Genomic DNA, 25,586 nt, shown 5'->3' on the forward strand with positions numbered 1-25,586 from the left:
CGGAAAGTTTACGCCTTGTTATACACGTACTTCAAAAACTCGCTGCGCACAGATTCTTCGCGGAATTTGCCACCGTAGAAAGAGGTTACAGTGCTGGAATTTACGTCCTGCACGCCGCGAGAGCATACGCACATATGCGTAGCATCCATAATCACGGCTACATCTTCCGTTTGCAGTACCTCCTGTAACTCCTTGGCAATCTGGTTGGTCAGTCGCTCCTGCACTTGCGGGCGACGGGAGAAGTACTGCACGATGCGGTTCAGCTTAGAAAGGCCGATAACTTTACCGCTGGAAATATAGGCAACGTGGGCGCGCCCGAAAATTGGTACAAAGTGGTGCTCACAGTTTGAATAGAATGTGATGTCGCGCTCCACCAACATTTCTCCGTATTGGAATTTATTGTCAAAAAGTTTGGCAACAGGCTTATGGGCGGGATTCAATCCGCTAAAAATTTCTTTTACGTACATTTTAGCCACCCTGTGCGGTGTTCCTTTCAGGCTGTCATCGGTCAAATCCAGACCGAGGATGTCCATAATGTGGCGAAAATGCTCTTCAATTTTTTTGATTTTGGTTGCATCGTCCATCTCAAACGCATCTGCCCGCATGGGAGTGTCGTAAGAAGTAGCCGCATGCTCGTCTCCGATTTGGTCTATGAGTTCTTCGATGCTGTGGTCATGGTTGCAGTCGTGCGCATGTCCGTTTTTATGAGCGTGTCCGTTGCCGTTAGGCCGGAAATTCAACGAAATTTCGTTCTGTTTCATAAAGTGTTACTTTGAGGTCTAATGATGGGTGGATGTGTTTCCTTAAAAGATGCCAAATAACCACAGCAATGTTCTCTGCCGTTGGGTTGAGATTTTTGAAGTCATCTACATCTAAGTTTAAATTTTTGTGGTCAAAACGGTCTGTTACGTGTTCTCTAATCAGGTCTGAAAGGACTTTCATGTCCATTACATACCCGGTCAGCGGGTCGGGTTCTCCTACTACCTTGACAATCAGTTCGTAATTGTGTCCGTGATAGTTGGCATTGTTGCACTTGCCGAAAATTTTTGCATTTTCTTCTTCGCTTAGTGCAGGGTTGTGCAAACGGTGAGCAGCGTTAAAATGTTCTTTCCTATAAACGGCAACTTTCATTGGTTAGTTCAAAATAAACAGCAAGTTAATATTCAAGCGCCTATGTTTTGCAGCAAAAGCGCAGCTTTCGGTACGGCCGCTGCATCTACGCCTGTGCAAGCAAGCAACCTATGTTTAAAACCTTTTGCAGTGCGTTTTGTTTAATCTTCACCCGAATATAATTAAACATTTTAACACCATGGTATTTGATGCGGTAATTATTGGCAGCGGTATGGGGTCTTTGAGTGCGGCGGCGCTGCTGGCTGCCGATGGGCTCAAAGTAGCTGTTCTGGAACAGAATTGGCTACCCGGCGGCTGTACAAGTGCCTACTGGCGCAAAGGCTTTGTGTTTGAAGCAGGTGCAACCACGCTGGTCGGGCTGGATGAGGGGATGCCGCTGCAAGCCGTGCTGCAACGGACAGGCATCCGCATTGATGCAGTACCGCTGAAAACGCCTATGCAAGTACATCTGTCCGATGGCCAAACAATTACCCGCTACCAAGAGCTCAACCAATGGATTACCGAAGCAGAGCGCGTATTCGGTAAAGAAGGGCAGCGGCCTTTCTGGGAGTTTTGCTACCGCATCAGTCAGTTTGTTTGGCGCACTTCGCTGCGGCAGACCGCCTTCCCTCCTACTTCGGCCGGCGACTTGCTGCAATGTGCACTGCGGGCAACCCCCGAACAATTGCGCTATGCAGGCTATGCGTTTTTTTCTACCGAATGGCTGCTGAAAAAATACAACCTGTACCACAATCGTCTGTTTGTGGACTTTGTGAATGAGCAACTGCTCATCACTGCTCAAAACCATGCGCCGGAAGTAAACGTATTGTTCGGGGCAACGGCTTTGTGCTACACCAATTTCGGCAACTATTATGTCAATGGCGGGCTGATTCAGCTTGTGCAGCCTTTTGTAGATTACATTGAACAAAAAGGAGGCAAGGTGTTCTTGCGACACAAAGTAACGGCAGTCGGCACAACGGATGACGGCTACTGCGTCAGCGCACAGATAAAAGGCAAGGAATCCGTTGATTTTCAATGCCGATTCCTCATTTCGGGCATACCGATTAATAACACGCTGCCGCTGTTCAACGGCAAAATCTCATCTGCCTTGCAAAACCGCCTGCAATACCTCAAAAAACAACAGTTAGACTCACCCCAACTGAACAGTGCTTTTCAAATGGGCATCGGGTTTCGGCCTCATAAGCCCTACGAATGTATCCACCATCAGATTCACCTGCGCGCACCTTTGCCCGAAACAGGCTCGGCCAGCATTTTTCTTAGCCTGAGCCACCCCGATGACCACTCGCGCAGCGATGAACCGGGACTTGCCGTTGCTTCGGTGAGTACCCACGTAGCGCATCCGGCAGCGCACATGCACTTTGACAAACAGGCAGCAGAACAGGCCATTATTCAGCGCCTGTCGGAGCTTGACTTTATCAAACCTGAAAATATTATTTACAAACATTCCTCTACGCCTGCCGCTTGGGAAAAATGGACGCAACGGCAGTATGGTTTTGTCGGCGGCTATCCGCAATTTATGCGCATCAAGCCTTGGCAGATGCTCGATGCCCGATTAGACGGCCGACGTGCCTACATTTGCGGCGATACAACATACCCCGGGCAAGGAATACCCGGGGTAGCATTAAGCGGCATTATTGCCTATGAGAAGTTGAAGAGAGATTGGTTGTAATGTACGTTACGGTTAAAGCATTTGCATTACTTTTGCAAAAACAGCTTCGCGAGCAATATGATTGACAAATCCGTTGATAATATGCGCAACAATTGCATCTATCACGGCGGCTTTGAAACCGAGTTTCTGCGCAAACATTTTGCAACGGATAACCTCATCTTGGTCTATATGCCCGTCAATCATCATCATACCTACCAAGTCGTGGAGTTGGTCTAAACGTTCGCGGTTGCTGTTGGGAGGATAGAAAATAACATCCTGCGGATTTTTCAACACATCTATAAACTCCTCGCGAGGCATGTAAATGCGTTCTGCCACATGTGCCAAATAGTCTATTTCCTCACGGGTAATTTCACCATCGGCAGCAGCCACGGAAAGCAGGTTCATAATGTGACTCTTGCGGCGCTTGGTTTCGGCGCTGGAAAGCAAATTTTTGAAGAAACTCATAAGAAAGTGGATTGAGAGATTAAGAAAGAGATTAGGAATCAGTTCATGCCTTGGAGTTGTACCATACGCTGTGCAAAATCGTCAGCGGCAGCCTTTAATACGCGAATGGTTCGTTTGAAAAAATCTTCCAAATCGGGAGAGCTGTCAATAAACTGCTCGGCCATTGCCCAAACGTGGTTATTACGCTTCACCACTACTTTGCTCACCTTGATGCGCTCATTCACCTGATTGGCTACTTCCAGCGCCAGCCGTTTTTCTTGCTCGCTTTCTATTTCCCAAAAGTTGGGCATAACAACCCGTAGAAATTGCGGGTCGTTGTCATCGGTTGTTACGACAAAAAACTTGCCTTCAAACTTGAAAACAACATCTCCTTCTTCGTCTAAGCGTGGTACATAGCCTTCGCTGCGGAGATAATCCATACAAAGTTTTGCAATCAGGTTCATGGTTGTGAATAAATTTAGATAGTGGTGTTTTTCATTGTTTGATACCACATCTTCACAAACGTTCCCTGATTTTGGAAAAAAATTTAGTTGCCGAATAAAAAAACAGCATCAGCCCCTTGGCCGATGCCGTTTTTCATTGCAAGACAGATACTTGCTATAAACCGTTTCTTTGTACGTGCTTACCCGTAGAATCCTGAGCCTTCGCATCGGAAGCTATCAGGTCGCGCAGTTCGTCCGGCGTAGGCAATACCCCATCGTGAATGATGCGACGCGCGCCTACCAGCCTGCGCCCGTAGTAAGACTGCCAATTGACATTGCTTACATTATCAATCGTAATGCCTCTGTTGGCAGCATGAATCATCATTAATTCCTCGCCCTGTTCAGAAATTACAAGCGCTGCATGATTTACGCGGTAGCGACCTTTGCGGTCTTTGTTGCCGAAGAAAATTAAATCGCCTTTGCGGGCTTCCTCTATGCTTATCGGTGTGCCGAAAACAGCCTGCGAAGCGGAAGAAGGAGGCAGATAGTACCCGAAATGGCGCATCACAAAAGAAGTGAAGCCGGAGCAGTCAAATGCTTTAGGGCCTTTTCCGGCACGGCGGTACGGCCTGCCGATGTATTGTTTAGCAAAAAGAATGATGCTGTCGCGGAGTGATTCGCAAGGTTCGGGCTGCCACAGATAAGAGGGGGTAAATATCGGTTGTGGGTCGGCAGCCAATTTCGGGAGTTCAAATTCCCATTGAACGGGCAATGTCGGAAGCGCAGTAATCGTAGCAGTTGATGCGGGTTCAGCTTGCTTAATGAGTCTGTTTCCGCTGTCAGGGCGATTATTGACTAACGCTGAGAGTGGACTAAATTGCGTACAACTTGTCAGTAACAAGAGCAATACACACAACCCCGTCCAAAGACTTCGCTGCAGTAAAATCATGCCTAATTATGTAGTTTGTTTAGAATAGCTTTGCGCAATTCCGATGGCAAAAATAGCACGGATTTTCTAAAAACCTAATTTTGGCAGCTATGAATCCCGAAAAATTGTACTCCTTTAAGACGAAAATAGATAAAAGATGGTCAGACCTTGATGAGGCACGTATGGTAAACAACGCCAAGGTGATGACTTATTTTGAAGAAACCCGTATCCGATTCTTGAATCAGGTATTGGCATGGGACTGGGAACACCACGGGCTAGTAGTCGCCAACGCGAACATCAACTACCGCGTACCGATTACTTACAAAGGTGAATTGTACGGCTTTTTGCAATGCACGAACGTAGGCAATAAAAGCCTGACTTTCAGCAGTTTGCTGGCTCAACCTGACGGAGAAGGTTGGCTGACGCTGGCAGAAGCTACGTTCGTGCTGGTAGGCTTTGATTTTGTTGCCATGACTTCTATGGCAATTCCGGAGTCTTACAAAGCGCAATTGCAAGCTACTATTAATTAAGCAGCATATTCAATCAGCACATCCAAGGATACATACTGCAACGTTTTTTCGTGTGTAGCCTCCAAAATCACGGGGGGCGCTACACCTGCCCGATAGGCCTCTACCCATCGGGAGGCACAGAGGCACCACTTATCACCGGCTTTTAGGCCGGGAAAGCGGTACTCAGGGCGCGGCGTAATCAGGTTGTTGCCTCTGCGGAGCGAAAATTGCAGAAATTCATCGGTTACAACGGCGCAGACTGTGTGTGTGCCCGAATCTTCTTCGCCTGTGTGGCAACAGCCGTCGCGATAGTAGCCTGTCAATGGGTTTAAACTGCACGGAATTAATTCGCTGCCTAAAACATTTTTTGCTGCTTGTTTCATGATTAACTACAATTTTTAATGTGCTTCCAGCCAGTTTTCGCCTACCCCTACTTCCACTTCCAGCGGTACTTCCAAGGTAAAGGCCGACTCCATCAATTCTTTTACTTTCGCCTGCATAATTTCCTGCTCGGGCCGATACACGTCAAATACAAGTTCATCGTGCACCTGCAAAATCATTTTTGATTGCAAACCACTGATTTTCAGCCAATTGTGAATTTTTATCATGGCTATTTTAATCAAATCGGCGGCGCTGCCCTGTATGGGGGCGTTGATGGCGTTGCGTTCGGCAAAACCTCGTTGGGTGAAGTTGCGGCTGTTGATATCGCGCAGGTAGCGGCGGCGTTTCAGAATGGTTTCAACGTACTCGCGCTCATGAGCAAGTTGCACCACCTCGTCCATGTATTTTTTAACAGCGGGGAATTCGGCAAAATAGGCGTTAATCAGTTCAGTGGCCTCTTTGCGCGGAATGTTGAGCCGCTGTGCCAATCCGAAAGCTGAAATACCGTAAATGATGCCGAAATTGGCAGTTTTCGCACGACGGCGCATTTCACTGTCCACTTTTTCAATTGGCACTTTAAAAATTTTGGCAGCCGTAGCCGCGTGGATGTCGCGCTTTTGCCGGAACGCCTCTATCATGGATTCGTCTTTGCTAAATGAGGCCATAATGCGCAACTCAATTTGCGAATAGTCGGCAGACATGAGCACAAAATCAGGGCTTCGCGGCACAAACGCACGGCGGATTTCGCGGCCTTTGTCGGTGCGGATGGGGATATTTTGCAAGTTTGGATTGTTGCTGCTCAGGCGACCTGTAGCAGCCACTGCCTGATTATAGGTGGTATGAATCAGGCCGTCTTTAGGACTGAGCAGTTGCGGCAGTGCATCCACATAGGTAGATTTCAATTTCTGTAACTGCCTGAAATCCAAGATATGTTGTGCAATCGGATGCTCGGGGGCTAACTGCACCAAAATTTCTTCGCCTGTGGCATACTGCCCCGTGGCAGTTTTTTTGGGCTTATCAATCAGTTTGAGTTTGTCAAACAGAATCTGCCCCAGTTGCTTAGGTGAGCCGATGTTAAATTCCTCGCCGGCATCGGCATATACTCTTTGCTCAGCCGCACGAATATCAACTTCCAACTCTTTGGAATACGCCGCCAGCGCTTCCGTATCAATGCGCACGCCTGCCCGCTCCATATCTGCCAGCACTTGCACCAAAGGCATTTCTACCTCCCGAAAGAGTACTTCCAGCCCGTCTTTTTTGAGTACGGGTGCAAATTTTTCCTGTAATTGGAAGGTAATATCGGCATCTTCGGCGGCATATTCGGTCAGGTCGGCAAGCGGCACCTCGCGGATGGGGATTTGTTTTTTGCCGCGCATGGTCAGCTCGTCGTAGCTGATGGTTTTGTAGTTCAGGTAATTTTCAGCCATGATGTCCATGCCGTGCCTGCCCTCGGGCTCAATGAGATAATGTGCCAGCATGGTATCAAACAATTCACCCCTGACCTCTATGCCATAGTTGGCCAGCGCAATGAGGTCGTACTTCAAATTTTGACCAATTTTGCCGATTTTTTCGTTGGCAAATACTTCCTGAAACTCTTGCAAAACGGCAGCGGCAGCTTCGCGGTTTTCGGGCAGCGGTACGTAAAAAGCCTCCCCTTTGCGATAACAAAAGGATAAACCTACGACTTCGGCCTCATAGGCATTTTCCGAAGTGGTTTCCGTATCAAAACAAAAAACCTTTTGCAAGGCCAGAAAGCGGATGAGCTGACGGCGCAATTCGGGCGTATCTACCGTGTGATAATCAACGGCTACGGTGCGTATGTTTTGCTTTTCCTTGGTATGCAAAAACTCCCCGTCGGGTTCGTGGGCTTCTTGCTCGGGTGCAGGCTGCGCAAACAGCGAACCCTGCGCGGCTGTTTTGGCAGTAGGTTTGGCGGGCTTTTCTTCGCCCGATTCTTCGCCAAAAAGACGCTTTTTGATGGTTCGGAATTCCAGCTCGTCGAGCAACTGTTTTAGCTCTTCGCCTTTGGTGATGTGTACCTTCAAATGCTCTTCCTCAAAAGGCAAAGGCACTTGTGTGTTAATCTTTGCTAATTCTTTTGACATTAACCCCTGCTCGGCATATCGGACAACGTTTTCTTTTTGCTTCCCTTTCAGTTTATCGGTGTTGGCCAGCAGGTTTTCTATGGTATCAAATTCGGCAATCAGTTTGGCAGCGGTTTTCTCACCGATGCCGGGAATACCGGGGATATTGTCCACCGCATCGCCCATGAGCCCCAGAATGTCCACTACCTGCTCCACGCGCTGAATGCCCCATTTTTCGCACACCTCTTTGGGGCCTAAAACCTCTACGCCATTACCCATGAAAGCGGGTTTATAGAGGAATATATTTTCTTCTACCAACTGCCCATAGTCTTTATCGGGTGTCATCATGTAAACCTGAAAGTCGCGACGGGCAGCAATTTTGGCAAATGTGCCAATAATATCGTCCGCTTCGTAGCCGTCCAATTCCAGCACAGGGATGTCCATAGCACGGCACAATCGCTTCACCAAAGGGATGGCAACGGTAATATCTTCGGGTTGTTCCTGCCTTTGTGCTTTGTAGGCTTCAAAAGCCGTATGACGAAAAGTAGGCGCGGCCGTATCAAAAGCAATACCCAGATGAGTGGGTTTTTCTTTGGCAATCACTTCCAGCAAGGTATTGGTAAAGCCGAAAACAGCACTTGTATTCAAACCTTTGGAAGTAATGCGCGGATTTTTACTCAACGCAAAGTGGGCGCGATAAATCAGCGCCATGGCATCCAGCAGAAACAACTTTTTCATGGAGCAAAGTAAGCGAATTTTGAATTGCCGATTTGGGATTCGCAAATCAAAAAAAACTGCATCATCCACATTCCAAAAAGAAGGCAAAACCCGAATATCATATGTCTAACTTGCGCAACTTTTTGTCGTGTTTACTTGTCTTTTAGAAACTCATTACTTACTTTTGTAAAGCAAACACGACACAATACTTTATGAAAAAACTTCCTCTTTTGCCCAACCGCTGTAAAATTTTCGGTTGGATTTTGTTAGTACCGTTTTTGGTACTGGCCGTTCTGAAACTGATTTTCCCTGATGAGATGGAATGGAGTTTTATGATTTACCGACAGGGCGATTACACCTTTTTTGACTCAGGTAACTGGTTGTTTGACCTGCGCTACAACGATTTCACGGATGAATTTATCAGTTTAGGGTTGCTGCTGGGGCTGTCGTTAGTAGCGTTTGCCCGCACCCGCACCGAAGATGAATGGACAACGCACCTGCGACTGGAGGCCATGCTTTGGAGTGTTATCCTGAACACTATTTTTGTAGCACTAACCATTATCTTCATCTACTCAAGCCCATTTCTGACCGTGATGATGATTAATTTATTTTCCATCTTGATGATTTTTATTGTTCGGTTTGAGTATCTGCTCTGGAAGGAACGTCAGCAATTGAAGGAGGCACAGTCATGAAGAATCAACTGAAAATAGAGCGCGCCATTAAGAACATGACACAGGCCGACTTGGCGCAGTTGCTGGGGGTATCGCGGCAAACAGTGAATGCCATTGAGACGGGGAAATATGTACCCTCTACGGTGCTGGCACTCAAAATTGCCCGCATTTTTGAAAAACCCGTGGAAAGCATTTTCTTTCTGGAAGAAAGCGATTACACCCAAACCTGACAGGGCTTGCAAAGATATTAGATTTAAACACCTGTTTTTCAATAATTTACATGAAAAATTTTGTAAATTATTTGCGTTTGTGTGTAGGGTCAGAAACTTCGGCTTGTCAGATAAAAAATCAATTTTTTGGGAAAAGCAGCAAAAGGGCAGGATAAAATCATGCGATTACTTTGGAAGTTTTTGTAAAAAAAACACCCAAACTTGCAAATCCGAAGCCAAATGACTTTTTTTGAGAGAACTTATCGGGCTTTCAACCATGCAAGAAAAGGTTTTATCGGGTGTTTCAATCGGAGCGATTATTTCCGGTATTATTGCTCATGTCGCTTTTACAGTTCACGGTCTTTTGTCCTATCCGACGACCTTGCTGCTGACCGTCATTTTTGGACTGATTCACGGTATTTTTTTGGCTGCCGTGTTCAATACACAAGCAATAAAATGGAAGAAGCTGCTGATAATCACGGCATTTGGCGCGTTGCTTTTCCGCGTGGCAGGTTTTGTACAAACCTACCACACAGGAGAGCTCAGTTTGTATTTTTTCTACGGCACACTGTTCATATTCCTCATCGGGTTGTTGCTGACAATAACGTCTTATATTATGCCTGCTGTATCTGCTAAGGAATAATCCACCGCTATTTCGGAGTGAGAAAATCGGCAGGCATGGTATAATATGCTTTCAATTGCTGGCTTCCTGCCTGTAAAATTTATCAGCAATATCTGTTATGAAGTCATTGTTAGCCAACCCCGACGGGTCTGTCAATTGGGAAAAAATTCGCAGCGACTATCCCAAAGTAGTTGATAATCAAATCAGTGCCACGGCCATGATGCGGCAAATGGAAGCCCTGCCCCGACAAGATGAGGCTTTGTGGATAGCTTATTATGGTGCGCTGCAAACTTTACAGGCGCGCGGTGTTTTGAATCCGTTGGAGAAATTGCGGCTGACCAAACTCTCTCAGGAAACACTTGCCAAGGCTGTTGCGCTTGCTCCCGAAAATCCTGAAATACGCTTTTTGCGGTTTTCCATCCAGTTGGGGCTGCCCGGCTACCTGAATTTAAGCCATCATATAGCCGAAGACAGGGCTGTTATTTGCGAACAACTGCCCCGTTTTGCCCATACAGGTGAGATTCCCTCCGAACATATCGGCAAAATGGCTGCCTTCATGCTGCGCGAAGGCAGACCAGATGCTGCACAGGCGACAGCTTTAAAAGCGTTGATTTAAATATTTCATTTTAAACAACTTACACAAAATATTTTTTGCAAACCGCTTGCCCTTATGTATAATCAACTGCGGATGATTTCCGTATCCTTGTAAATTTCCAAAATCTCGCGGGCAGGCTCGTAATTGTAACACAACTCCAATACACGGCTGAGATAATTAAATGCTTTTTTAGGCTCGTTGTTGTGCAGCCATGCCAGCCCGTAGTTATAGAGCAAGCCGGGATGATTGGCATTGCGCAACAGCATGGCGGAGTAAAGAACGTCCGCCTCTACCATGTTGCCATCCTGTGCCAGTCGGTTGGCCTGTGCCATTTCTGCCAGAACAGGGTCTTGCTCTTTGCTCATCATGTATTTCAGATACCAACTAAAAGGCAAACCGACCAAGTAGAGGGCATTTTTCCAAATGGTTTCATCGTAGGTTCTCCCTGCACAAGTATCGCAAATGTAGTTTTCGCTAAATGAAAACTCTTTTTCTTTGGGCAACCAGAAAAACCGCACTTCGGGGTACATCTGCAAGCGCCCGTAGTAGTTGCAGCGCGGGCAGATATCGTACTGCTCCGACTTGGGCAGCACCTGCTGGTATTGGTTGAAAATAGTTGTGCAATAATGGCAATAGATGTAATCCGACAAAATAGCGGTAGTATCGGTAGTTGCCTCACAAACAGGGCAGGTAATGGTTCTGAACAGTTTACCCTTGCCTTCGGCCTCCCATCGTGCCCGTGCTTGGGCAATATGCAAGCGGCTCAGGTGCTGGTCTATGGCACTTTTTACGTTAAATGCAAAGCCATCGGCAACTTCTATCAGCAGCGCACTTGTTTCGGGCAACACATTGACTGCCAGATTTTTAGGCAAGGCCAAATAAGGCTTCAAAATGACAGCAAGTTTCTCCTGATGACGATATACGTGTACGATGTCTTCTATCGGAATGGCATACTCGGTCAGTCGCACACCGCTTTCGCCGTCGGCGCGCCCGTTCAGCGGAATAACCGACTGTTTTTTCCCTTCTTCATTCAAAAAGTGAAACCTGAAATTAAGATACGATGACGGCATGATTCAAATTTGCAATAAAAAATCAAAAAAACCGAAGCTGCTGATTAAACCTTTGTTGCACAAGCTGTTCTAACCTGCAAAAGTGGCTGAAAGATGAATCCTTTGAAGTATATTCGGGCAGAACGGGACAAGGCAAACGCCGATGCACGGCATGAATGGGAAGTCAAACCCGCCAAAAACATGGATACCGCAACCGATGACCGCGAAATTCTGGCTCAATTCAGGCAGGAATCATCCAAAAATTGGGCGTTTGACCAACTCATGAGAAAATACCAGCAAAGGGTTTACATGCTCATCCGCAAAATGGTGATTGACCACGACGATGCCGACGACCTCACTCAGGAGGTTTTTGTAAAAGTATGGCATAACTTAGACAAATTCAGAGAAGACTCGCAACTGTTTACATGGCTCTATCGCATTGCTTCTAACGAATGTCTGAATTTTTTGGACAAAAAACGCCGCCGCTACTTCCTACCCATTCACGATGTGCGCAAAGAGTTGGCGGGCAAATTAGAGAGTAACAGCGGTTTTACGGGCGATGAAATTCAGTTGAAACTGCAAAAAGCGCTGCTCACATTGCCCGATAAGCAAAAACTCGTATTCAATATGCGTTATTACGATGAGTTGAGCTATGAAGAAATTGCCGGTATTACAGGCACTTCGGTAGGTGCTTTGAAAGCATCTTATCATCACGCCGTTAAAAAAATTGAAGAATACTTAACCAATACCTGAGCCATGCAACTAAACGATATACCCAAAAACGAACCTATGTTTCGCACGCCGGAGGGCTATTTTGATACGTTGCCGCAAAAAGTAGCGCGCAGGGTGCGCAAGCCCGAAAAGGAAGCCTTTTCCCTGCCGGCATTGCTTCGCCTGACCTACGCAGTGCCTGCAATGGTTGTGATTATTGCCGTGGTTATAGGCATTTATCGCCTACAACCTGTTGATAATCAGATGGAATCGTTGGTTTCAGTAGAGGAATTGCTCTTTGAAAACGATATTTCGGAAGCTGAACTTTGGGATTACTATGTTACGCAAGCCGATGAAAGCCAAGATGCCGTTACAATGGATGAACTTTTGTATGATATTTCGGAAGATGACGTTGAACAACTAATCCGCTAAACACATGAAAAAATACCTACCATATATTGCCTTTGCCATTATTTGCCTCTTGCTGCCGAAAGGCAACTTGTACGCCCAGCGAATGCTCGACCGCGCTGAGGTGGAAAAAATCCGCATGTCTATTATTCAGGAGCGGTTACAACTCACCGCCGAACAGGCCAAAAATTTCATGCCCGTGCTGAATCGCTACCGCAAGGAGCAAATGGAATTGCGCCAGCAAATCATGAAATTGCGCCGCAAAAGTCTGGTGATGACCGATGAAGACCTGAGAAAAGCAATGGAGCAGGAGTTTGACTTGCGCGAAAAAGAGGTAGCACTTGCCCGCAAATACCACAAAGAATTTTTGACCATACTCAACGTTCGTCAGGTAGCTGAACTGTATCAATCGGAGTTGGAGTTTAAACGCCTGTTGCTGGAACGGATAGGCAAGGGCGCACGCCTGCCCGATGAGATGGATTGAGTGTACAGGGACAAGGCATGCCCTTTACTGATAAGTAAGTGAGCAGTTTACTGCGTTATTTTCTTTCTTACTAAACTGCTGGCAGGGACTTCGTCCGCTGACAGAGGTTTCCCTGCCAGCGGACGAAAGTCCTGTCAATGGATTCGGATAAAAGCGTTTTAGATTGCTCAATAACTCGCATTAATCACCGATTTTTTTCTTAGAAACTGAACGTAATACCCACCTGATGGTTGAGCATATCGGTAGCGGAGCGCGACTTAATGACAATGGTACGCGCCGGGTCGTTGGGGTCAGGATAGACATCGCCGCGCTTGACGTAGGATGCCACCGTGCCGGGCAAATAGACCGTGCGCAGGTCTAACCACACATTTTCCCCCAGTACGATGTTAAGGCCGATGCCGCCGCCGTAGCTGAGCGCTACATCTTCATGGTTCGGAACGGTGATGATATTGGAGTTGCGGTTGTTATTATTGTTCCACCAGTTGTTCCAATTATTTTCAATTTCGGTAGCAGTGCGGAAATATTTCAGGCCGAACATCCCGTCAAAATACGGGCGCACAGGCCCTCCGATATTAGGTTGCAGACGCAGCAGCGCATGGCCGGTAATAATGCGGTTGCGGCGTGCAATGCGGCTTGTAGTACCGTTGATGGCAGTAAATACATCTACATTGCGCCCCATGCCCATATAGCCGAAGTCCAAACCTGCAAAAACGGGCGAATTGCGGCTGATGCGAAAAGCAGCATTGATGCCGTAGCCCCAAGGGGTAACATCGCCCGCTACGTCCTGAAAATCGCCGATAGGCATACCAATCAGGCCGCCAAACCCTATTTTGGCCACGTGGTTGCTGCCGGGGCGATTTTTGCGCCCACGATTCATATCAATGGAACTGTTTTTAAATACCGGTTCCGATGAAGGCGGCGGGTTATCTGTGTTCTGTGAAAATCCCGTTAAAGGGGCAAGTACAAGCGCTGCGCCTGCTGCATATCTGAATAAGCGTTTCATAACAATGGATTGCTTTTTAGGTTTTGCAGAACCGACCTTAACGCCGAGGCGATGTCGGTTCTGCTATTACAGACAGCAAACCATAGCAAAAGGTTGCTCATGCAATCCAAATAATGGCATCTTCTTGTTCAACCATGCTGCCGGCGGGCAAAAATACTTGTTTGACAACACCTGCCCGCGGTGCGGTAATGGTGCTTTCCATTTTCATGGCTTCAATAACAAACAATGGCGTATTAACGGCTACCGTATCGCCCACATTGACCATAATTTTAGACAGGCGGCCTTGCAGCGGCGCACCTATTTCGCCCTCGTTTTGGGCTTTTCGGTTAGAAACTTTGGTAACTTTAAAACTGCGGTCGCGCACTTGCAAGCGACGGGTTTGGCCGTTCAGTTCAAAAGATACCGTACGCATACCGTTTTCGTCAGGCTTGAAAACCGCCAACAGCCGCACCATAATAGATTTGCCCTCACTCAATTCTATCAGCACCTCCTCCCCTTCTTTCATGCCATAGAAAAACTGTGGCGAAGGCAGTACGGAAAGGTCGCCGTAGCGATTGCGGTTCTCGTTGTATTCTTCGTACACCTTCGGGTAAAGCAGGTAGGAAAGCAACTCGTCCTCCTCTGCATCGGTGATATAATTTTTGACAGGAAATTTCTTTGCAAAAGCAATTTTTTCGGCTTCAAAATCAACGGGTGGGAGGTTCTGGCCGGGCACGCTGTAATCCGGTTGCTCGTCTTTGAGTACCAATCGCACGATTTCGGCAGGGAAGCCCTCCGGTGGTCGTCCCATGTCGCCGCGCAGCAGCTCTTTCACCGATTCGGGGTACGATAACTCATGCCCGCGCTGCCATACATCGGCTTCGGTCAGGTTATTAGCCGTGAGGAACAATGCCAAATCGCCTACCACTTTGGAGCTTGGCGTTACCTTCACAATGTCACCCAGCAATCGGTTGGCTACGGCATAGTTTTTCTTGATTTGTTCAAATTTATCGCCCAGCCCCAGCGCAATGGCCTGCGGGCGAAGGTTAGAATACTGACCGCCGGGAATCTCGTTGTCATATACTTCTGCCGTGCCTGCTTTCAAGTCCGACTCAAACGGGAAATAATACTCGCGAACATCTTCCCAATAGGAAGCAAAGGCATTCAGTTTATGCAAATCTATGTTCTGACGGCGCGGGTGGTGTTCCAGTACGGCCACCAATGAGTTAAAATTAGGCTGTGCCGTCAGCCCCGACATGGAGGCAATGGAAACGTCAATCACATCTACACCTGCCTCAATGGCTTTGAGCAGCGTTGCCGCCTGAACGCCTGCCGTATCGTGTGTATGCAAATGAATAGGTACGGAAACGGCCTTTTTCAGTTCCGTAATCAGCAGTTCGGCACTGTATGGCTTCAACAGCCCCGCCATGTCTTTAATGGCCAATATATGAATGCCCAAATCTTCCAATTGCCGCGCCAAGTCAAGGTAGTATTGCAGATTATATTTACTGTTCGGGTTCATAATTTCGCCCGTATAGCAAATAGAACCTTCTGCCAGCGCATCGGTACGCTCTACAACGGCGCGGATGCTTGTTTTCATCGCCTCTACCCAATTGAGCGAATCAAAAATGCGGAAAATATCAATACCGTTAATAGCCGCCCGTTCTACGAACTTTTCTACCAAATTGGCAGGATATGACTTGTACCCAACCGCATTGGCACCGCGCAGCAACATCTGAAACAGCACATTGGGCATGGCGCGGCGCAGGCGACGCAGGCGCTCCCACGGACATTCTTTCAGGAACCGCATGGCCACATCAAAGGTTGCGCCGCCCCACATTTCCATGGAAAATACTTGCGGCACGTTGCGCGCGTAACTTTCCGCCACTCGCAGCATATCCATCGTTCTCATGCGCGTTGCCAGCAGCGACTGGTGGGCATCGCGGAAAGTAGTATCCGTAAAATGAACAGCTTTTTCCTGTTTCAACCACTCAATAAATTTCTCGCGCCCCAGTGCTTTCAGGCGGTCGCGGCTGCCTTGCGGAAAATCTCCGAAGCGGTTGCAGGCAGGTACTTTGGGTGTGCGGAAGGGCTTTTCGGGCTTGCTGCCGCGCACATCGGGGTTGCCGTTCACAATCACGTCGGCCAGATAGTTCAGCAAGCGTGTACCTCTGTCTAAGCGCAGCGGCATTTTGAAAAGGTCGGGATTCTGTTCTATGAACTGAACCGTTGCCTTACCTTTGATGAACTCGGGGTGTGAAATCACATTGAGCAAAAAGCCGATATTGGTTTTAACGCCGCGAATCCTGAACTCGCGCAGGGCACGGTGCAGGCGGTCGCAAGCCCCCCACATGGTGCGTCCTTTGGCTGTAACCTTTACCAGCATGGAGTCAAAAAAGGGCGAAATGCGCACGCCCGGGTAGGAACTGCCCTCATCAATGCGGATGCCGAAGCCGCCTGCGTTCCGATAGGCGATAATGGTGCCGTAGTCGGGCTTGAAGCCGTTTTCGGGGTCTTCGGTCGTGATGCGGCACTGTACGGCAAAACCGTTGATTTGCACATCTTCCTGACCGTGGATGTAAATTTGTTTATCGGAAAGGGCACAGCCTTGCGCAATCAGTATTTGAGAGCGCACAATGTCAATGCCCGTAATTTCTTCGGTGATGGTATGCTCTACCTGCACGCGGGGGTTTACCTCAATAAAGTAAACATTTTGGTCTTTATCTACCAAAAATTCTACCGTTCCCACGTTGTTGTAGTCCACGGCGCGCGCAATGCGGAGGGCGTAATTGTAGAGTTTCTGGCGGGTTTCCTCTGCCAGTCCTATGCTGGGCGCAACTTCCACCACCTTTTGGAATCGGCGCTGCACCGAACAGTCGCGCTCATAAAGGTGGACAATATTGCCAAAATTATCGCCCATAATTTGCACTTCTATGTGCTTGGGCTCATCAATAAATTTTTCAATAAATACCGTACTGTCGCCAAAGGCATTGGCTGCCTCGTTGCGGGCTTCGTTGTACAAGCGCTCCAAGTCAGCTTCGGAGCGAATGACGCGCATCCCCCTGCCGCCGCCGCCCGCAGCAGCTTTCAGCATGACCGGAAAGCCGATACGGCGTGCTTCCGCAAGGGCAATTTCATAGGTAGAGAGGTCGGCTTTGCTGTCCTCAATCATGGGCACACCTGCCGCAAGGGCAATTTTTTTGGCAGCTACCTTGTCACCCAATTGCGCCATCACCCCCGAACGCGGCCCAACGAAAATAATACCTTCTTCTTCGCAACGTCGGGCAAAATGTACATTCTCCGACAAAAAACCATAGCCCGGATGGATAGCATCAACTTTTTTGGCTTTGGCAAGACTAATCAGCCCCTCAATGTCCAAATAGGGCTTCAGCGGGTCATCGTCTGTACCTATCTGATAGGCTTCGTCCGCCTTGTAGCGATGCAGCGAATAACGGTCTTCATAAGTATAAACCGCAAGGGTGTTGATATGTAATTCGGAAGCAGCCCGCAGAATTCGGATGGCAATTTCACCGCGATTGGCTACCAATAGTCGCTCTATTTTGCGCATAATTAAATCGTCAGTTTAGCGTTGGCAAAATAGCAAAAAAAAGACAGGATGGCATTGAAGCAACAAAAAAGCACCGAAACGGTAGCACAGCGGCAAATTAGTTTTATTTGGATAAAAAAATCATCCCTGCCGTAAGAGAAAATCCCCGAGAGCGGATTCCATCGGCGATTTTTGCTTTTTGGCTGCCTACTTGCTAATTTGGCTTATCCGAACTCACGCACCCCCAACCACATGGAACTGTCCAAAGTTATTTTCTGGGATACGGAATACAGTAAGTTAGATTATGAGAAACACCGCAACTATATCATAGAACGGGTATTGATATATGGCAAAGTAACTGATTGGCGGGCAATCCAAGCTTATTATGGCAATGACATCATTAAACAGGTAGCGATAAATGCCCGTAATTTAGATGCCAAAACTTTGGCATTTGTAAGCAATCTTTTTGACATACCTAAGCAACAATTCAGATGCTACACTATGCTACAATCCGTCCCGAAACATTGGGACTACTAAAAGCCATTATGGAGATTCCCGAGTTATCGGATTTTTATTTGGCAGGCGGTACGGCTTTGGCATTGCAAGAAGGGCATCGCATGTCATATGATTTGGATTTCTTCGGCAACTGCCCTTTCACCGCGGACGAAATCATTGACTTACTAAGTCCGATTATTTCCGTGCAAATTTTGCAACAAAGTAAAAACATACTGATTCTTGATGCACAGGGGATTAAGGTGGATTTCGTAAATTATCGGTATTCTCTAATTACCGCACCTCTGCTTACAGATAACATCCGTTTGCTTGCCAAACCAGATATAGGAGCAATGAAATTGGCAGCTATTGCAGGGCGAGGCAGAAAAAGAGATTTTACTGACATTTTCTTTCTCTTACGAACCTATTCGCTTGATGAGTTAATAACATTCTATAATCAAAAATACCCCGATGGTTCAGAAATGATGGTGGCAAGAAGCCTAAGCTATTTTGATGATGCCGATACCGATGAAGATTTGATATTATTACAACAAGTAACATGGGAAGCCGTCAAACAGGAAATTTTGTCGCAAGTCAAAAAACGCTACCGTTAAATACCAATTTACGCTAATCCCCAACCGCATGGAACTGAACCGGCCGCACACCATCCGCGCATGGTGCTTTTTTGATTGGGCAAACTCTGCCTATTCGTTGGTTATTACTACCGCTGTTTTTCCGCTGTATTACAGTGCCGTAACCGAAAGCGCTTTCGGCGGTCGCACGGTGCGGTTTTTCGGCACAGAGGCAGACAAAGGCGCGCTATATTCCTATGCCATTGCTTTTTCGTTCCTGCTGATTGCGGCGCTTTCGCCCGTGCTTTCGGGCATTGCCGACTACGGCGGCTCAAAAAAGCAATTCATGCGTTTTTTTACTGTGCTTGGCGCGGTTGCCTGCCTTTCGCTGTTCTTTTTTACGGGCAGCAATATAGAATTAGGCATTATTGCTTCGGTGCTGGCAAGCATCGGCTATGCGGGGGCTTTGGTGTTTTACAACGCTTTTTTGCCCGAAATAGCCACCGCCGACCAATTCGACCGCATCAGTGCCAAGGGCTTTTCCTACGGCTACTTGGGCAGCGTGCTGCTGCTGATTGTCATTTTGGCAATGATACAACAGCCCGCGTGGTTCGGCTTGCCCGATGCAGGCATTGCCACGCGCATTGCTTTTGTGATGGTCGGGCTTTGGTGGATAGGCTTTTCGCAAATCACCTTCAACGGCTTGCAAGAGCGCAAAGGGCACACCTTCCATTCCGACCTCTTGGCGCGAGGGTTCAAAGAATTGAAAAAAGTATGGAAAAGTTTGCAGCACCACCGCCATACGCGCATTTTTCTGGTTGCATTTTTCCTTTACAACACAGGCGTACAAACCACCATTTACTTGGCAAGCCTCTTTGGCAGCGATGAACTCAAATTGGAAACGGGGCAACTCATTGCCACCATTTTGCTCTTGCAAGTAGTAGCCATTGCAGGCGCAACGCTTTTTGCAAGGCTATCCGATGCCAAAGGCAACCGCTTTGCCCTAAGCGTCATTCTCATAATTTGGGTATCTGTTTGCATAGCCGCTTATTTTGTTTACGATGCTATGGGCTTTTACATATTGGCAGGCGGTGTAGGCATGGTCATGGGCGGGGTGCAGTCGCTTTCGCGGGCTACTTACAGCAAGCTCATCCCCGAACATACGCACGATACCGCCTCTTTTTTCAGTTTCTATGATGTCTTGGACAAGTGCTCCACTGTTTTGGGAACAATGGTTTACGGCATCATCATCCAACTTTCGGGCGGCTCTATGCGCAACAGTGCTATTGCACTTTCCATCTTCTTTATGGCAGGGCTGATGGTATTGCAACAAGTCAAAATTCCGAAGGCACACGCGCAGATAGCGGCATAATTGCACGATGTTTGCCTAAGGATAAATTTACAAACCTGACAGTTTTGAAAACCTGTCAGGTTTGATAGCAACAAAGCAAACTAATGCTATGCAAAAAAACAGACTCATCACAATCTTTCTCTGCCTTTTTTGGGTAGGTATTGCCTTTGCACAGGAGGAAGTAACCGAAACTTATCCCGATTTTGTTACCCCAAAAGCCAAAGGGCAACTGCTCAACGGGAAAAAGTACGGCTATTGGTATTTTTATCATCCCAACGGCAACATGAGTGCCATAGAAACCTATCGGGACGGCGTACTGAACGGCATCGCCAAATATTATGACCTCAACGGAGAATTGGAGCGCAAGGAAAATTGGCGCGACGGCATCCAGACCGATTCGGCCGTTTTCTACTACCCGGGGCAGCGCATCCGCAAACACGGCATTTTCAAAGACGGCATGTACGAGGGTGTATGGATACACTACAACCCCGATGGCTCATTGCGGCAGCGCGGCGCATACAAACAAGGGCTGCCCCACGGCGACTGGGAAATTTACAACGAAAAAGGGCAACTCATTCAGGCAGGCGCTTACGTGAACGGCAAAGAAGAGGGGCTTTGGAAATTCTATTACCCCGACGGCAAGTTGGAATACGAAGGGCACTTTTCCCAAGGACAAAAAACCGGAGAGTGGTTTCGCTACACACCCTCCGGCAAGAAAAAACCTTACAACTACAAGAAAGAAACACAATAGAAAACAACCTCTGAAAGGCAGCAACAATACAACGCCTTATATAAGACGATTGTTTTCGTCGGGGAATACGAGCGCAGGCTTAAAATTGGCAGCCTCTTTGGCATCCATCATCGCGTAGGCAATAATAATGATGATGTCGCCGACTTGTACGCGGCGTGCTGCCGCTCCATTGAGGCAAATCACTCCCGAGCCGCGCTCCCCCGGAATGGTGTAAGTTTCAAACCGTTCCCCGTTGTTATTATTCACCACCTGCACTTTTTCGCCCGGAATCAGATTGGCAGCATCCAACAAATCTTGGTCTATGGTAATGCTGCCTACATAGTTCAACTCTGCCTGCGTTACCTTAACGCGGTGTATTTTGGATTTTAAAACGTGGATAAACATGTGAATATCGGCTCACTGTTAAAAGGTGTCAGAAATACGAATGAAGTTGCCGTTAGTTTGGCCGCCGCAAAGCTAAACCAATCCCGTCGGATTACATGCGGAACACCACATTGTCTATGAGCCGCACCCCGTCCAGAAAAGCAGCGATGCAGAGGGCATATTCCATACCTGCCTGCGGCGATTGTACACTTGCCAGCGTTTCCGTATCGGCCAGCGTCAAATATTCAACGCTGAAAATGCCCGTTTCGTTTAACCGCCGCGTAATTTCACTGCAAACCATTTGCGGATTTTCGCCTTGGGTAATTCTTTGTTGTGCCTCCGTAAGCGCACGATAAAGCGCAGGTGCTTGCAGGCGCGCCTCCGCACTTAGTCGCACGTTGCGGGAAGACATCGCCAGTCCGTCGGCTTCGCGCACAACAGGGCAGCACACCAACTGCACAGGGAACGACAGGTCTGCTACTAATCGCTTGATAATCAAAAACTGTTGCAGGTCTTTCTGCCCGAAATAGGCGCGGTCGGGCTGCACCATGTGGAACAACTTGCTAACCACTAATCCCACGCCGTTGAAGTGCCCCGGGCGGTGCGAACCTTCCATCACCTCTTCCAGATTGCCGAAATTGAGCTGCATTTGCGGAGCAGCAGGGTATATTTCAGCCTCATCGGGCATAAAAACCACATCACAACCTGCCGCAGCCAGCATAGCCAAATCCTGCTCCGGCGTGCGCGGATAGCGCTTCAGGTCGTCTGCATTGTTAAACTGTGTCGGATTGACAAAAATGCTGCAAACCACCAGCGGGTTTTCCGATTTAGCTTTTTCAATCAACGAAATATGACCGTTATGCAAAGCACCCATTGTCGGAACAAACCCAACAGACAACAGACGGTTCTCACGGCGCCATTCTATCAGGTCAGCAGCATGTCGGAATAATTTCATGTAAGAAAGTTGTCAGAAACAAGCGTTTTTTATTTTTGAAAAAATTGTACTTTTCGGAAGGCAATAAATGGGGTAATTAGGCTGCAATAATACGATAACAAAATGATTTGTGTGAGTTTTAAATTAATTTTTTGTAATTTTGCAGTAGAATAACATTCACAAAACCCGCCTTTCGCTATGTCAAAAATTAAAATCCTGTATGTATCCAGCGAAATTTATCCGTTTTTAAAAACCTCTGCTGTTTCAGACTATGTGCGAAAACTACCCCAAGCCATGCATGACAGGGGAATGGAAATCAGGATTTTAGTGCCGCGTTTCGGCTTAATTAATGAACGAAAAAATCGTCTGCATGAGGTAGTACGCCTTTCGGGTATTAATATAGCTGTCGGCGATGAGGAAAAACCGCTCATTATTAAAGTAGCTTCTGTACCTAATGCCAAGTTACAGGTCTATTTTATCGACAATGAGGATTATTTCCAGCGTAAGCATGTTTTTACCGATAAAGACAACCGATTCTATGCCGACAACGACGAACGTGCCGTATTTTTCTGCAAAGGCGTGATTGAAACAGTCAAAAAATTAGGATGGGCACCCGACATTGTTCACTGCAACGACTGGATGACCAGCCTGATTCCGCTGTATCTGAAAACCACCTATCGCAACGACCCGATGTTCAAAGATGCCAAAACCGTATTTACGGTATATGACAGCAAATTTGACCATCAGTTCGATGAATCGCTGGTAGGCAAAGTAAAAATGCTGGATATTGACGACGATGCACTGCAAAGCCTGCGTCCTTTCGATTATTCAGGTTTTATTCGCATAGGAGCGCGTTATTCCGATTCTGTGGTGAAGGCAGACCCCAACGCAGCACACGTAGTGCCTGACTTGGAATCACTTTCGGGTAAACCCGTACCAACCATTGAAGAAACAGCCGAGTCATTCACGGACGATTATTACAGCATCTATCATGAGCTTTTAAATTGCTCATCTGCCAATTGATTATATCTTTGCAGGCATTTTTAACAATACATCATCGTCATCATACGTATGCTATCCCTTCTAAAGCGGTGGGGGGTATTGATTGTTGTTGCACTCGGCATATTGACTGCCTGCGACGATAGCTTTGACCTTACACTGGATATCCGACAAACTGAACTTATTAATACGCTATATACTGACACGCTTACTTTACGTACCAATGTGCAGTACTTAGATTCTATCCAGACCAACAATTTTATTCTGGTAGGAAGCGCAGCGGATGCAGAAGTAGGCACTCTGCGCGCCGAATCATTTTTTAAAGTATTGCTCCCGCGCGATACGCTCCGTTTTACGGTAGCGGGCAACAATACCGTTATATTTGATTCGCTGGTGCTCATTTTAGACTACAATTATCAGTACGGCGATACAACAGTGGCTCAAACAATTGTTGTTAATCGCCTGACTGCATCGCCTGATACAGCCCGCAACTACTATTCATTTGAGCGTATGCCTTTTGGCGAAGAGTTGGGCAGATTTACCTATCGCTTGCCTCGCAACCGCGCCTCTATGCGTATCAGGATGAGCGATGCGTTTGCCCGCGACCTTATCAGTAAAGAAGGCCGCCCCGAGTTGCTGAACCAGACCAATTTTGAGCAGTATTTTAAAGGCCTGCGCATTGCAGCCGAAGGGCCTGACAACGCTGCCATCTTTGGTTTTGACCTGATTCAGTCCCGCATGTCGCTGTTTTATCGCAATGATGCAGCCGATACGGTCTCCAAATCGCACAGTTTCTATTTTTATAACCCTGCGCGGGATGCACTCAATCAGATTATCCTGCGCGACGGCAGTGCATTTGCACGCCTGAATGCCGATTTCAGCAAGGGCAGATTGTTTGCCAATCTTCCCGCAAGACGCAGCATCCCCACCCAGCAAGTCGGCAACTTTGGATACGTACACAGCGGCATGGGGATTGCCACCCGCATTGAGATACCGCATTTGCAGGCACTGCAAAAACCCAACAAACGCATTTTGATTAATCGGGCATTGCTTTCTTTCAATCCTTCAGCCCGCAACTTTGAGGCTGCCGGCAAGGTTAATGCCCCGCCGCCGGCAACTGTGCTGCTCGGTATTTCAGACCGCAACGGCAGAATTGTACGCAATGCCTCGGGCTTACCGATTTTTGTACCGGACGAAAGAAACCCCAATGTGCGCATGGAAAGAAATTATGTAGAAGCGGGGCGCACCTATCCCGACTTGGATATTACGACTTATGTTCAGCGACTGCTGGACGGGAAAACGCCTAACAACGGAATGCTGCTGATGAGTCTGCTGAACACCGCGCCCGGCAACCTGTTAATAGTAGGCGACCAAAACGCCGTTGTTCCGGCCGAGCGTATGCAATTGAAACTTTTTTATACGGAACTCTCGCAGTAGCGATTCTATTTTTAAGTAAACCAGAGACAACAAAAAGCCCTTGACATATGAAATTATCCGCCTTTAAATTTGACTTGCCAGATGATGCCATAGCCAAATATCCGGCAGCTAACCGTGATGAATCGCGGCTTATGGTTGTACATCGCAAAACCGGACAAATTGAGCACAAAATATTCAAAGACATTATTGAGTATTTTGAAGAAGGCGACGTTATGGTAATGAATAATACCAAGGTTTTTCCTGCACGCCTGTATGGCAACAAAGAAAAAACCGGAGCTAAAATTGAAGTATTTCTGCTCCGCGAACTCAACCCCGATGCCCATTTATGGGATGTGCTGGTAGACCCTGCCCGAAAAATCCGTGTAGGCAACAAATTGTATTTTGGCGACGGCGAGCTTGTGGCAGAAGTGATAGATAATACCACTTCGCGCGGTCGTACCATTCGCTTCTTGTTCGACGGCTCTACCGAAGATTTCTATAAAGCTATTAACGAACTTGGCGAAATGCCCATCCCCCGCGATATAGGGCGACCCAATGAGAGCATTGATAATGAACGGTTCCAGACCATTTTTGCCGAGCATATCGGTGCGGTGGCTGCTCCCACTGCCGGCTTGCACTTCACCCCGCAACTGATTCGCCGTTTGCAACTGAAAGGAGTAAATATTGAACCAATAACATTACATGTCGGTTTAGGTACTTTCCGTGAAGTAGACGTGGAAGACCTGACCAAACACAAAACCGACTCGGAACAATACGAGGTCAGCGAACATACCGCTCAGGTTGTAAACGAAGCTTTAGATAACCGTCATAAAGTTTGCGCCATTGGCACTACCTCCATGCGGGCGTTAGAAACTTCGGTTTCTGCGGGGGGTAGGCTCAAGCCCAGCAAAGGATGGACTGATAAGTTTATTTTCCCGCCTTACGATTTTAAAATCTGCTCGGCGCTTGTTACCAACTTCCACAAACCGATGTCCACCCTCCTGATGATGACTTGCGCATTTGGCGGGTATGACCTTATTATGAGTGCATATGAAACTGCCATTAAAGAACGGTACCGCTTTTTCACGTATGGTGATGCCATGTTGATTATTTAGAAAAAAATTGCAACTTTACATACAGATATT

The 25,586-nt window shown here is 47.4% G+C and carries 28 protein-coding genes; 16 read left to right on the forward strand and 12 right to left on the reverse strand.

Annotated features, from left to right (window positions below; translation table 11 throughout):
• Nucleotides 1-8 precede the first annotated feature (8 nt).
• Together folE and NDK19_RS06420 are read right to left on the reverse strand one after the other, a co-directional pair.
• Nucleotides 9-761 (reverse strand): GTP cyclohydrolase I FolE, encoded by a 753-nt coding sequence (gene folE, locus NDK19_RS06415; RefSeq protein WP_250631034.1) that lies wholly within the window; start codon nucleotides 759-761, stop codon nucleotides 9-11.
• Nucleotides 724-1,131 (reverse strand): 6-pyruvoyl trahydropterin synthase family protein, encoded by a 408-nt coding sequence (locus tag NDK19_RS06420; protein WP_250631035.1) that lies wholly within the window; start codon nucleotides 1,129-1,131, stop codon nucleotides 724-726. The genes folE and NDK19_RS06420 overlap by 38 nt, the downstream gene beginning before the upstream one ends.
• A 178-nt stretch (nucleotides 1,132-1,309) precedes the next feature.
• Here NDK19_RS06420 and NDK19_RS06425 point away from each other — a divergent pair, with 178 nt between their 5' ends.
• Nucleotides 1,310-2,800: a phytoene desaturase family protein gene (locus NDK19_RS06425; protein ID WP_250631036.1), complete on the forward strand. Its 1,491-nt coding sequence runs from the start codon at nucleotides 1,310-1,312 to the stop codon at nucleotides 2,798-2,800.
• 12 nt (nucleotides 2,801-2,812) lie between these two features.
• Here NDK19_RS06425 and NDK19_RS06430 read toward each other — a convergent pair whose 3' ends face one another.
• The 3 genes from NDK19_RS06430 to NDK19_RS06440 all read right to left on the reverse strand — a co-directional run bounded on the left by NDK19_RS06430 (nucleotide 2,813) and on the right by NDK19_RS06440 (nucleotide 4,615).
• Nucleotides 2,813-3,244 carry a tellurite resistance TerB family protein gene (locus NDK19_RS06430; protein WP_250631037.1) on the reverse strand — a complete coding sequence of 144 codons (432 nt, stop codon included), beginning with the start codon at nucleotides 3,242-3,244 and terminating at the stop codon, nucleotides 2,813-2,815.
• 38 nt (nucleotides 3,245-3,282) lie between these two features.
• Complete coding sequence (locus NDK19_RS06435; RefSeq protein ID WP_250631038.1) at nucleotides 3,283-3,687, reverse strand: hypothetical protein; 405 nt, start codon at nucleotides 3,685-3,687, stop codon at nucleotides 3,283-3,285.
• 154 nt (nucleotides 3,688-3,841) lie between these two features.
• A complete protein-coding gene (locus NDK19_RS06440; protein WP_250631039.1) occupies nucleotides 3,842-4,615 on the reverse strand; it encodes a C40 family peptidase in 774 nt (257 codons plus the stop codon).
• Between the two features lie 89 nt (nucleotides 4,616-4,704).
• Here NDK19_RS06440 and NDK19_RS06445 point away from each other — a divergent pair, with 89 nt between their 5' ends.
• Nucleotides 4,705-5,124, forward strand: a complete 420-nt coding sequence (locus NDK19_RS06445; RefSeq protein WP_250631040.1) for an acyl-CoA thioesterase — start codon at nucleotides 4,705-4,707, stop codon at nucleotides 5,122-5,124.
• On the opposite strand, the gene NDK19_RS06450 is transcribed toward NDK19_RS06445, so the two are convergent.
• Both NDK19_RS06450 and polA read right to left on the reverse strand, forming a co-directional pair.
• Nucleotides 5,121-5,486, reverse strand: coding sequence for a DUF2237 family protein (locus tag NDK19_RS06450; RefSeq protein WP_250631041.1), 366 nt, complete (start codon nucleotides 5,484-5,486; stop codon nucleotides 5,121-5,123). The two genes, NDK19_RS06445 and NDK19_RS06450, sit on opposite strands and share 4 nt — an antisense overlap.
• A 15-nt stretch (nucleotides 5,487-5,501) precedes the next feature.
• Entirely contained in the window at nucleotides 5,502-8,306 is a 2,805-nt protein-coding gene (gene polA, locus NDK19_RS06455) for a DNA polymerase I (protein ID WP_250631042.1), read from the reverse strand.
• Nucleotides 8,307-8,497: 191 nt separating this feature from the next.
• Here polA and NDK19_RS06460 point away from each other — a divergent pair, with 191 nt between their 5' ends.
• From NDK19_RS06460 to NDK19_RS06475, 4 genes are all read left to right on the forward strand, one after another.
• On the forward strand, nucleotides 8,498-8,977 hold the full coding sequence (locus NDK19_RS06460) for a hypothetical protein (RefSeq protein ID WP_250631043.1): 480 nt from the start codon (nucleotides 8,498-8,500) through the stop codon (nucleotides 8,975-8,977).
• Entirely contained in the window at nucleotides 8,974-9,186 is a 213-nt protein-coding gene (locus NDK19_RS06465) for a helix-turn-helix transcriptional regulator (protein ID WP_250631044.1), read from the forward strand. Before NDK19_RS06460 ends, NDK19_RS06465 begins: the two co-directional genes overlap by 4 nt.
• Before the next feature lie 256 nt (nucleotides 9,187-9,442).
• Nucleotides 9,443-9,808, forward strand: a complete 366-nt coding sequence (locus NDK19_RS06470) for a hypothetical protein (protein WP_250631045.1) — start codon at nucleotides 9,443-9,445, stop codon at nucleotides 9,806-9,808.
• 97 nt (nucleotides 9,809-9,905) lie between these two features.
• Nucleotides 9,906-10,403 carry a hypothetical protein gene (locus NDK19_RS06475; RefSeq protein WP_250631046.1) on the forward strand — a complete coding sequence of 166 codons (498 nt, stop codon included), beginning with the start codon at nucleotides 9,906-9,908 and terminating at the stop codon, nucleotides 10,401-10,403.
• Between the two features lie 62 nt (nucleotides 10,404-10,465).
• On the opposite strand, the gene NDK19_RS06480 is transcribed toward NDK19_RS06475, so the two are convergent.
• Nucleotides 10,466-11,452, reverse strand: a complete 987-nt coding sequence (locus tag NDK19_RS06480; protein WP_250631047.1) for a tetratricopeptide repeat protein — start codon at nucleotides 11,450-11,452, stop codon at nucleotides 10,466-10,468.
• A gap of 180 nt (nucleotides 11,453-11,632) precedes the next feature.
• On the opposite strand from NDK19_RS06480, the gene NDK19_RS06485 reads away from it, so the two are divergent.
• From NDK19_RS06485 to NDK19_RS06495, 3 genes are read left to right on the forward strand one after another with little or no spacing between them, the layout of a single operon-like run.
• The gene (locus NDK19_RS06485; protein WP_250631283.1) at nucleotides 11,633-12,184 is read left to right on the forward strand and encodes an RNA polymerase sigma factor; all 552 of its coding nucleotides are present in this window, start codon (nucleotides 11,633-11,635) and stop codon (nucleotides 12,182-12,184) included.
• 3 nt (nucleotides 12,185-12,187) lie between these two features.
• On the forward strand, nucleotides 12,188-12,574 hold the full coding sequence (locus NDK19_RS06490; RefSeq protein ID WP_250631048.1) for a hypothetical protein: 387 nt from the start codon (nucleotides 12,188-12,190) through the stop codon (nucleotides 12,572-12,574).
• A gap of 4 nt (nucleotides 12,575-12,578) precedes the next feature.
• A complete protein-coding gene (locus NDK19_RS06495) occupies nucleotides 12,579-13,034 on the forward strand; it encodes a hypothetical protein (RefSeq protein ID WP_250631049.1) in 456 nt (151 codons plus the stop codon).
• A gap of 199 nt (nucleotides 13,035-13,233) precedes the next feature.
• Here the strand turns inward: NDK19_RS06495 and NDK19_RS06500 are convergent, their stop codons facing one another.
• Both NDK19_RS06500 and NDK19_RS06505 read right to left on the reverse strand, forming a co-directional pair.
• Nucleotides 13,234-14,037, reverse strand: coding sequence for an outer membrane beta-barrel protein (locus NDK19_RS06500; protein WP_250631050.1), 804 nt, complete (start codon nucleotides 14,035-14,037; stop codon nucleotides 13,234-13,236).
• Nucleotides 14,038-14,134: 97 nt separating this feature from the next.
• Complete coding sequence (locus NDK19_RS06505) at nucleotides 14,135-17,584, reverse strand: pyruvate carboxylase (RefSeq protein ID WP_250631051.1); 3,450 nt, start codon at nucleotides 17,582-17,584, stop codon at nucleotides 14,135-14,137.
• 231 nt (nucleotides 17,585-17,815) lie between these two features.
• On the opposite strand from NDK19_RS06505, the gene NDK19_RS06510 reads away from it, so the two are divergent.
• From NDK19_RS06510 to NDK19_RS06525, 4 genes are all read left to right on the forward strand, one after another.
• The gene (locus NDK19_RS06510) at nucleotides 17,816-18,100 is read left to right on the forward strand and encodes a DUF6922 domain-containing protein (protein ID WP_250631052.1); all 285 of its coding nucleotides are present in this window, start codon (nucleotides 17,816-17,818) and stop codon (nucleotides 18,098-18,100) included.
• Nucleotides 18,055-18,669: a nucleotidyl transferase AbiEii/AbiGii toxin family protein gene (locus NDK19_RS06515; RefSeq protein WP_250631053.1), complete on the forward strand. Its 615-nt coding sequence runs from the start codon at nucleotides 18,055-18,057 to the stop codon at nucleotides 18,667-18,669. The genes NDK19_RS06510 and NDK19_RS06515 overlap by 46 nt, the downstream gene beginning before the upstream one ends.
• A gap of 28 nt (nucleotides 18,670-18,697) precedes the next feature.
• Nucleotides 18,698-19,999: an MFS transporter gene (locus NDK19_RS06520; protein ID WP_250631054.1), complete on the forward strand. Its 1,302-nt coding sequence runs from the start codon at nucleotides 18,698-18,700 to the stop codon at nucleotides 19,997-19,999.
• A gap of 88 nt (nucleotides 20,000-20,087) precedes the next feature.
• On the forward strand, nucleotides 20,088-20,729 hold the full coding sequence (locus NDK19_RS06525) for a toxin-antitoxin system YwqK family antitoxin (protein WP_250631055.1): 642 nt from the start codon (nucleotides 20,088-20,090) through the stop codon (nucleotides 20,727-20,729).
• 36 nt (nucleotides 20,730-20,765) lie between these two features.
• On the opposite strand, the gene panD is transcribed toward NDK19_RS06525, so the two are convergent.
• Together panD and panC are read right to left on the reverse strand one after the other, a co-directional pair.
• Entirely contained in the window at nucleotides 20,766-21,113 is a 348-nt protein-coding gene (gene panD, locus NDK19_RS06530) for an aspartate 1-decarboxylase (RefSeq protein WP_250631056.1), read from the reverse strand.
• 91 nt (nucleotides 21,114-21,204) lie between these two features.
• Nucleotides 21,205-22,047, reverse strand: coding sequence for a pantoate--beta-alanine ligase (gene panC / locus NDK19_RS06535; RefSeq protein ID WP_250631057.1), 843 nt, complete (start codon nucleotides 22,045-22,047; stop codon nucleotides 21,205-21,207).
• 177 nt (nucleotides 22,048-22,224) lie between these two features.
• Here panC and NDK19_RS06540 point away from each other — a divergent pair, with 177 nt between their 5' ends.
• The 3 genes from NDK19_RS06540 to queA are packed head-to-tail and all read left to right on the forward strand — an operon-like array spanning nucleotide 22,225 to nucleotide 25,556.
• A complete protein-coding gene (locus NDK19_RS06540) occupies nucleotides 22,225-23,049 on the forward strand; it encodes a glycogen/starch synthase (RefSeq protein WP_250631058.1) in 825 nt (274 codons plus the stop codon).
• A 48-nt stretch (nucleotides 23,050-23,097) separates the two neighbouring features.
• Nucleotides 23,098-24,462, forward strand: a complete 1,365-nt coding sequence (locus tag NDK19_RS06545) for a DUF4270 family protein (RefSeq protein ID WP_250631059.1) — start codon at nucleotides 23,098-23,100, stop codon at nucleotides 24,460-24,462.
• A 47-nt stretch (nucleotides 24,463-24,509) separates the two neighbouring features.
• Nucleotides 24,510-25,556: a tRNA preQ1(34) S-adenosylmethionine ribosyltransferase-isomerase QueA gene (queA, locus tag NDK19_RS06550; RefSeq protein ID WP_250631060.1), complete on the forward strand. Its 1,047-nt coding sequence runs from the start codon at nucleotides 24,510-24,512 to the stop codon at nucleotides 25,554-25,556.
• Nucleotides 25,557-25,586: the final 30 nt, after the last annotated feature.

It is taken from the genome of Rhodoflexus caldus, from assembly GCF_021206925.1.
Classification (GTDB): Bacteria; Bacteroidota; Bacteroidia; order Cytophagales; family Thermoflexibacteraceae; genus Rhodoflexus; species Rhodoflexus caldus.

What these genes read in the sequence shown, in the direction of transcription:
- NDK19_RS06445 (WP_250631040.1), top strand. Translation starts at nt 4,705, where the DNA reads ATGAATCCCGAAAAATTGTACTCCTTTAAGACGAAAATAGATAAAAGA.
- NDK19_RS06540 (WP_250631058.1), top strand. Translation starts at nt 22,225, where the DNA reads ATGTCAAAAATTAAAATCCTGTATGTATCCAGCGAAATTTATCCGTTT.
- NDK19_RS06430 (WP_250631037.1), bottom strand. Translation starts at nt 3,244, where the DNA reads ATGAGTTTCTTCAAAAATTTGCTTTCCAGCGCCGAAACCAAGCGCCGC.
- NDK19_RS06420 (WP_250631035.1), bottom strand. Translation starts at nt 1,131, where the DNA reads ATGAAAGTTGCCGTTTATAGGAAAGAACATTTTAACGCTGCTCACCGT.
- NDK19_RS06505 (WP_250631051.1), bottom strand. Translation starts at nt 17,584, where the DNA reads ATGCGCAAAATAGAGCGACTATTGGTAGCCAATCGCGGTGAAATTGCC.
- NDK19_RS06475 (WP_250631046.1), top strand. Translation starts at nt 9,906, where the DNA reads ATGAAGTCATTGTTAGCCAACCCCGACGGGTCTGTCAATTGGGAAAAA.
- NDK19_RS06500 (WP_250631050.1), bottom strand. Translation starts at nt 14,037, where the DNA reads ATGAAACGCTTATTCAGATATGCAGCAGGCGCAGCGCTTGTACTTGCC.
- folE (WP_250631034.1), bottom strand. Translation starts at nt 761, where the DNA reads ATGAAACAGAACGAAATTTCGTTGAATTTCCGGCCTAACGGCAACGGA.
- NDK19_RS06490 (WP_250631048.1), top strand. Translation starts at nt 12,188, where the DNA reads ATGCAACTAAACGATATACCCAAAAACGAACCTATGTTTCGCACGCCG.
- NDK19_RS06460 (WP_250631043.1), top strand. Translation starts at nt 8,498, where the DNA reads ATGAAAAAACTTCCTCTTTTGCCCAACCGCTGTAAAATTTTCGGTTGG.
- NDK19_RS06480 (WP_250631047.1), bottom strand. Translation starts at nt 11,452, where the DNA reads ATGCCGTCATCGTATCTTAATTTCAGGTTTCACTTTTTGAATGAAGAA.
- queA (WP_250631060.1), top strand. Translation starts at nt 24,510, where the DNA reads ATGAAATTATCCGCCTTTAAATTTGACTTGCCAGATGATGCCATAGCC.
- NDK19_RS06470 (WP_250631045.1), top strand. Translation starts at nt 9,443, where the DNA reads ATGCAAGAAAAGGTTTTATCGGGTGTTTCAATCGGAGCGATTATTTCC.
- panC (WP_250631057.1), bottom strand. Translation starts at nt 22,047, where the DNA reads ATGAAATTATTCCGACATGCTGCTGACCTGATAGAATGGCGCCGTGAG.
- NDK19_RS06545 (WP_250631059.1), top strand. Translation starts at nt 23,098, where the DNA reads ATGCTATCCCTTCTAAAGCGGTGGGGGGTATTGATTGTTGTTGCACTC.
- polA (WP_250631042.1), bottom strand. Translation starts at nt 8,306, where the DNA reads ATGAAAAAGTTGTTTCTGCTGGATGCCATGGCGCTGATTTATCGCGCC.
- NDK19_RS06440 (WP_250631039.1), bottom strand. Translation starts at nt 4,615, where the DNA reads ATGATTTTACTGCAGCGAAGTCTTTGGACGGGGTTGTGTGTATTGCTC.
- NDK19_RS06495 (WP_250631049.1), top strand. Translation starts at nt 12,579, where the DNA reads ATGAAAAAATACCTACCATATATTGCCTTTGCCATTATTTGCCTCTTG.
- NDK19_RS06425 (WP_250631036.1), top strand. Translation starts at nt 1,310, where the DNA reads ATGGTATTTGATGCGGTAATTATTGGCAGCGGTATGGGGTCTTTGAGT.
- panD (WP_250631056.1), bottom strand. Translation starts at nt 21,113, where the DNA reads ATGTTTATCCACGTTTTAAAATCCAAAATACACCGCGTTAAGGTAACG.
- NDK19_RS06515 (WP_250631053.1), top strand. Translation starts at nt 18,055, where the DNA reads ATGCTACACTATGCTACAATCCGTCCCGAAACATTGGGACTACTAAAA.
- NDK19_RS06485 (WP_250631283.1), top strand. Translation starts at nt 11,633, where the DNA reads ATGGATACCGCAACCGATGACCGCGAAATTCTGGCTCAATTCAGGCAG.
- NDK19_RS06520 (WP_250631054.1), top strand. Translation starts at nt 18,698, where the DNA reads ATGGAACTGAACCGGCCGCACACCATCCGCGCATGGTGCTTTTTTGAT.
- NDK19_RS06510 (WP_250631052.1), top strand. Translation starts at nt 17,816, where the DNA reads ATGGAACTGTCCAAAGTTATTTTCTGGGATACGGAATACAGTAAGTTA.
- NDK19_RS06525 (WP_250631055.1), top strand. Translation starts at nt 20,088, where the DNA reads ATGCAAAAAAACAGACTCATCACAATCTTTCTCTGCCTTTTTTGGGTA.
- NDK19_RS06450 (WP_250631041.1), bottom strand. Translation starts at nt 5,486, where the DNA reads ATGAAACAAGCAGCAAAAAATGTTTTAGGCAGCGAATTAATTCCGTGC.
- NDK19_RS06465 (WP_250631044.1), top strand. Translation starts at nt 8,974, where the DNA reads ATGAAGAATCAACTGAAAATAGAGCGCGCCATTAAGAACATGACACAG.
- NDK19_RS06435 (WP_250631038.1), bottom strand. Translation starts at nt 3,687, where the DNA reads ATGAACCTGATTGCAAAACTTTGTATGGATTATCTCCGCAGCGAAGGC.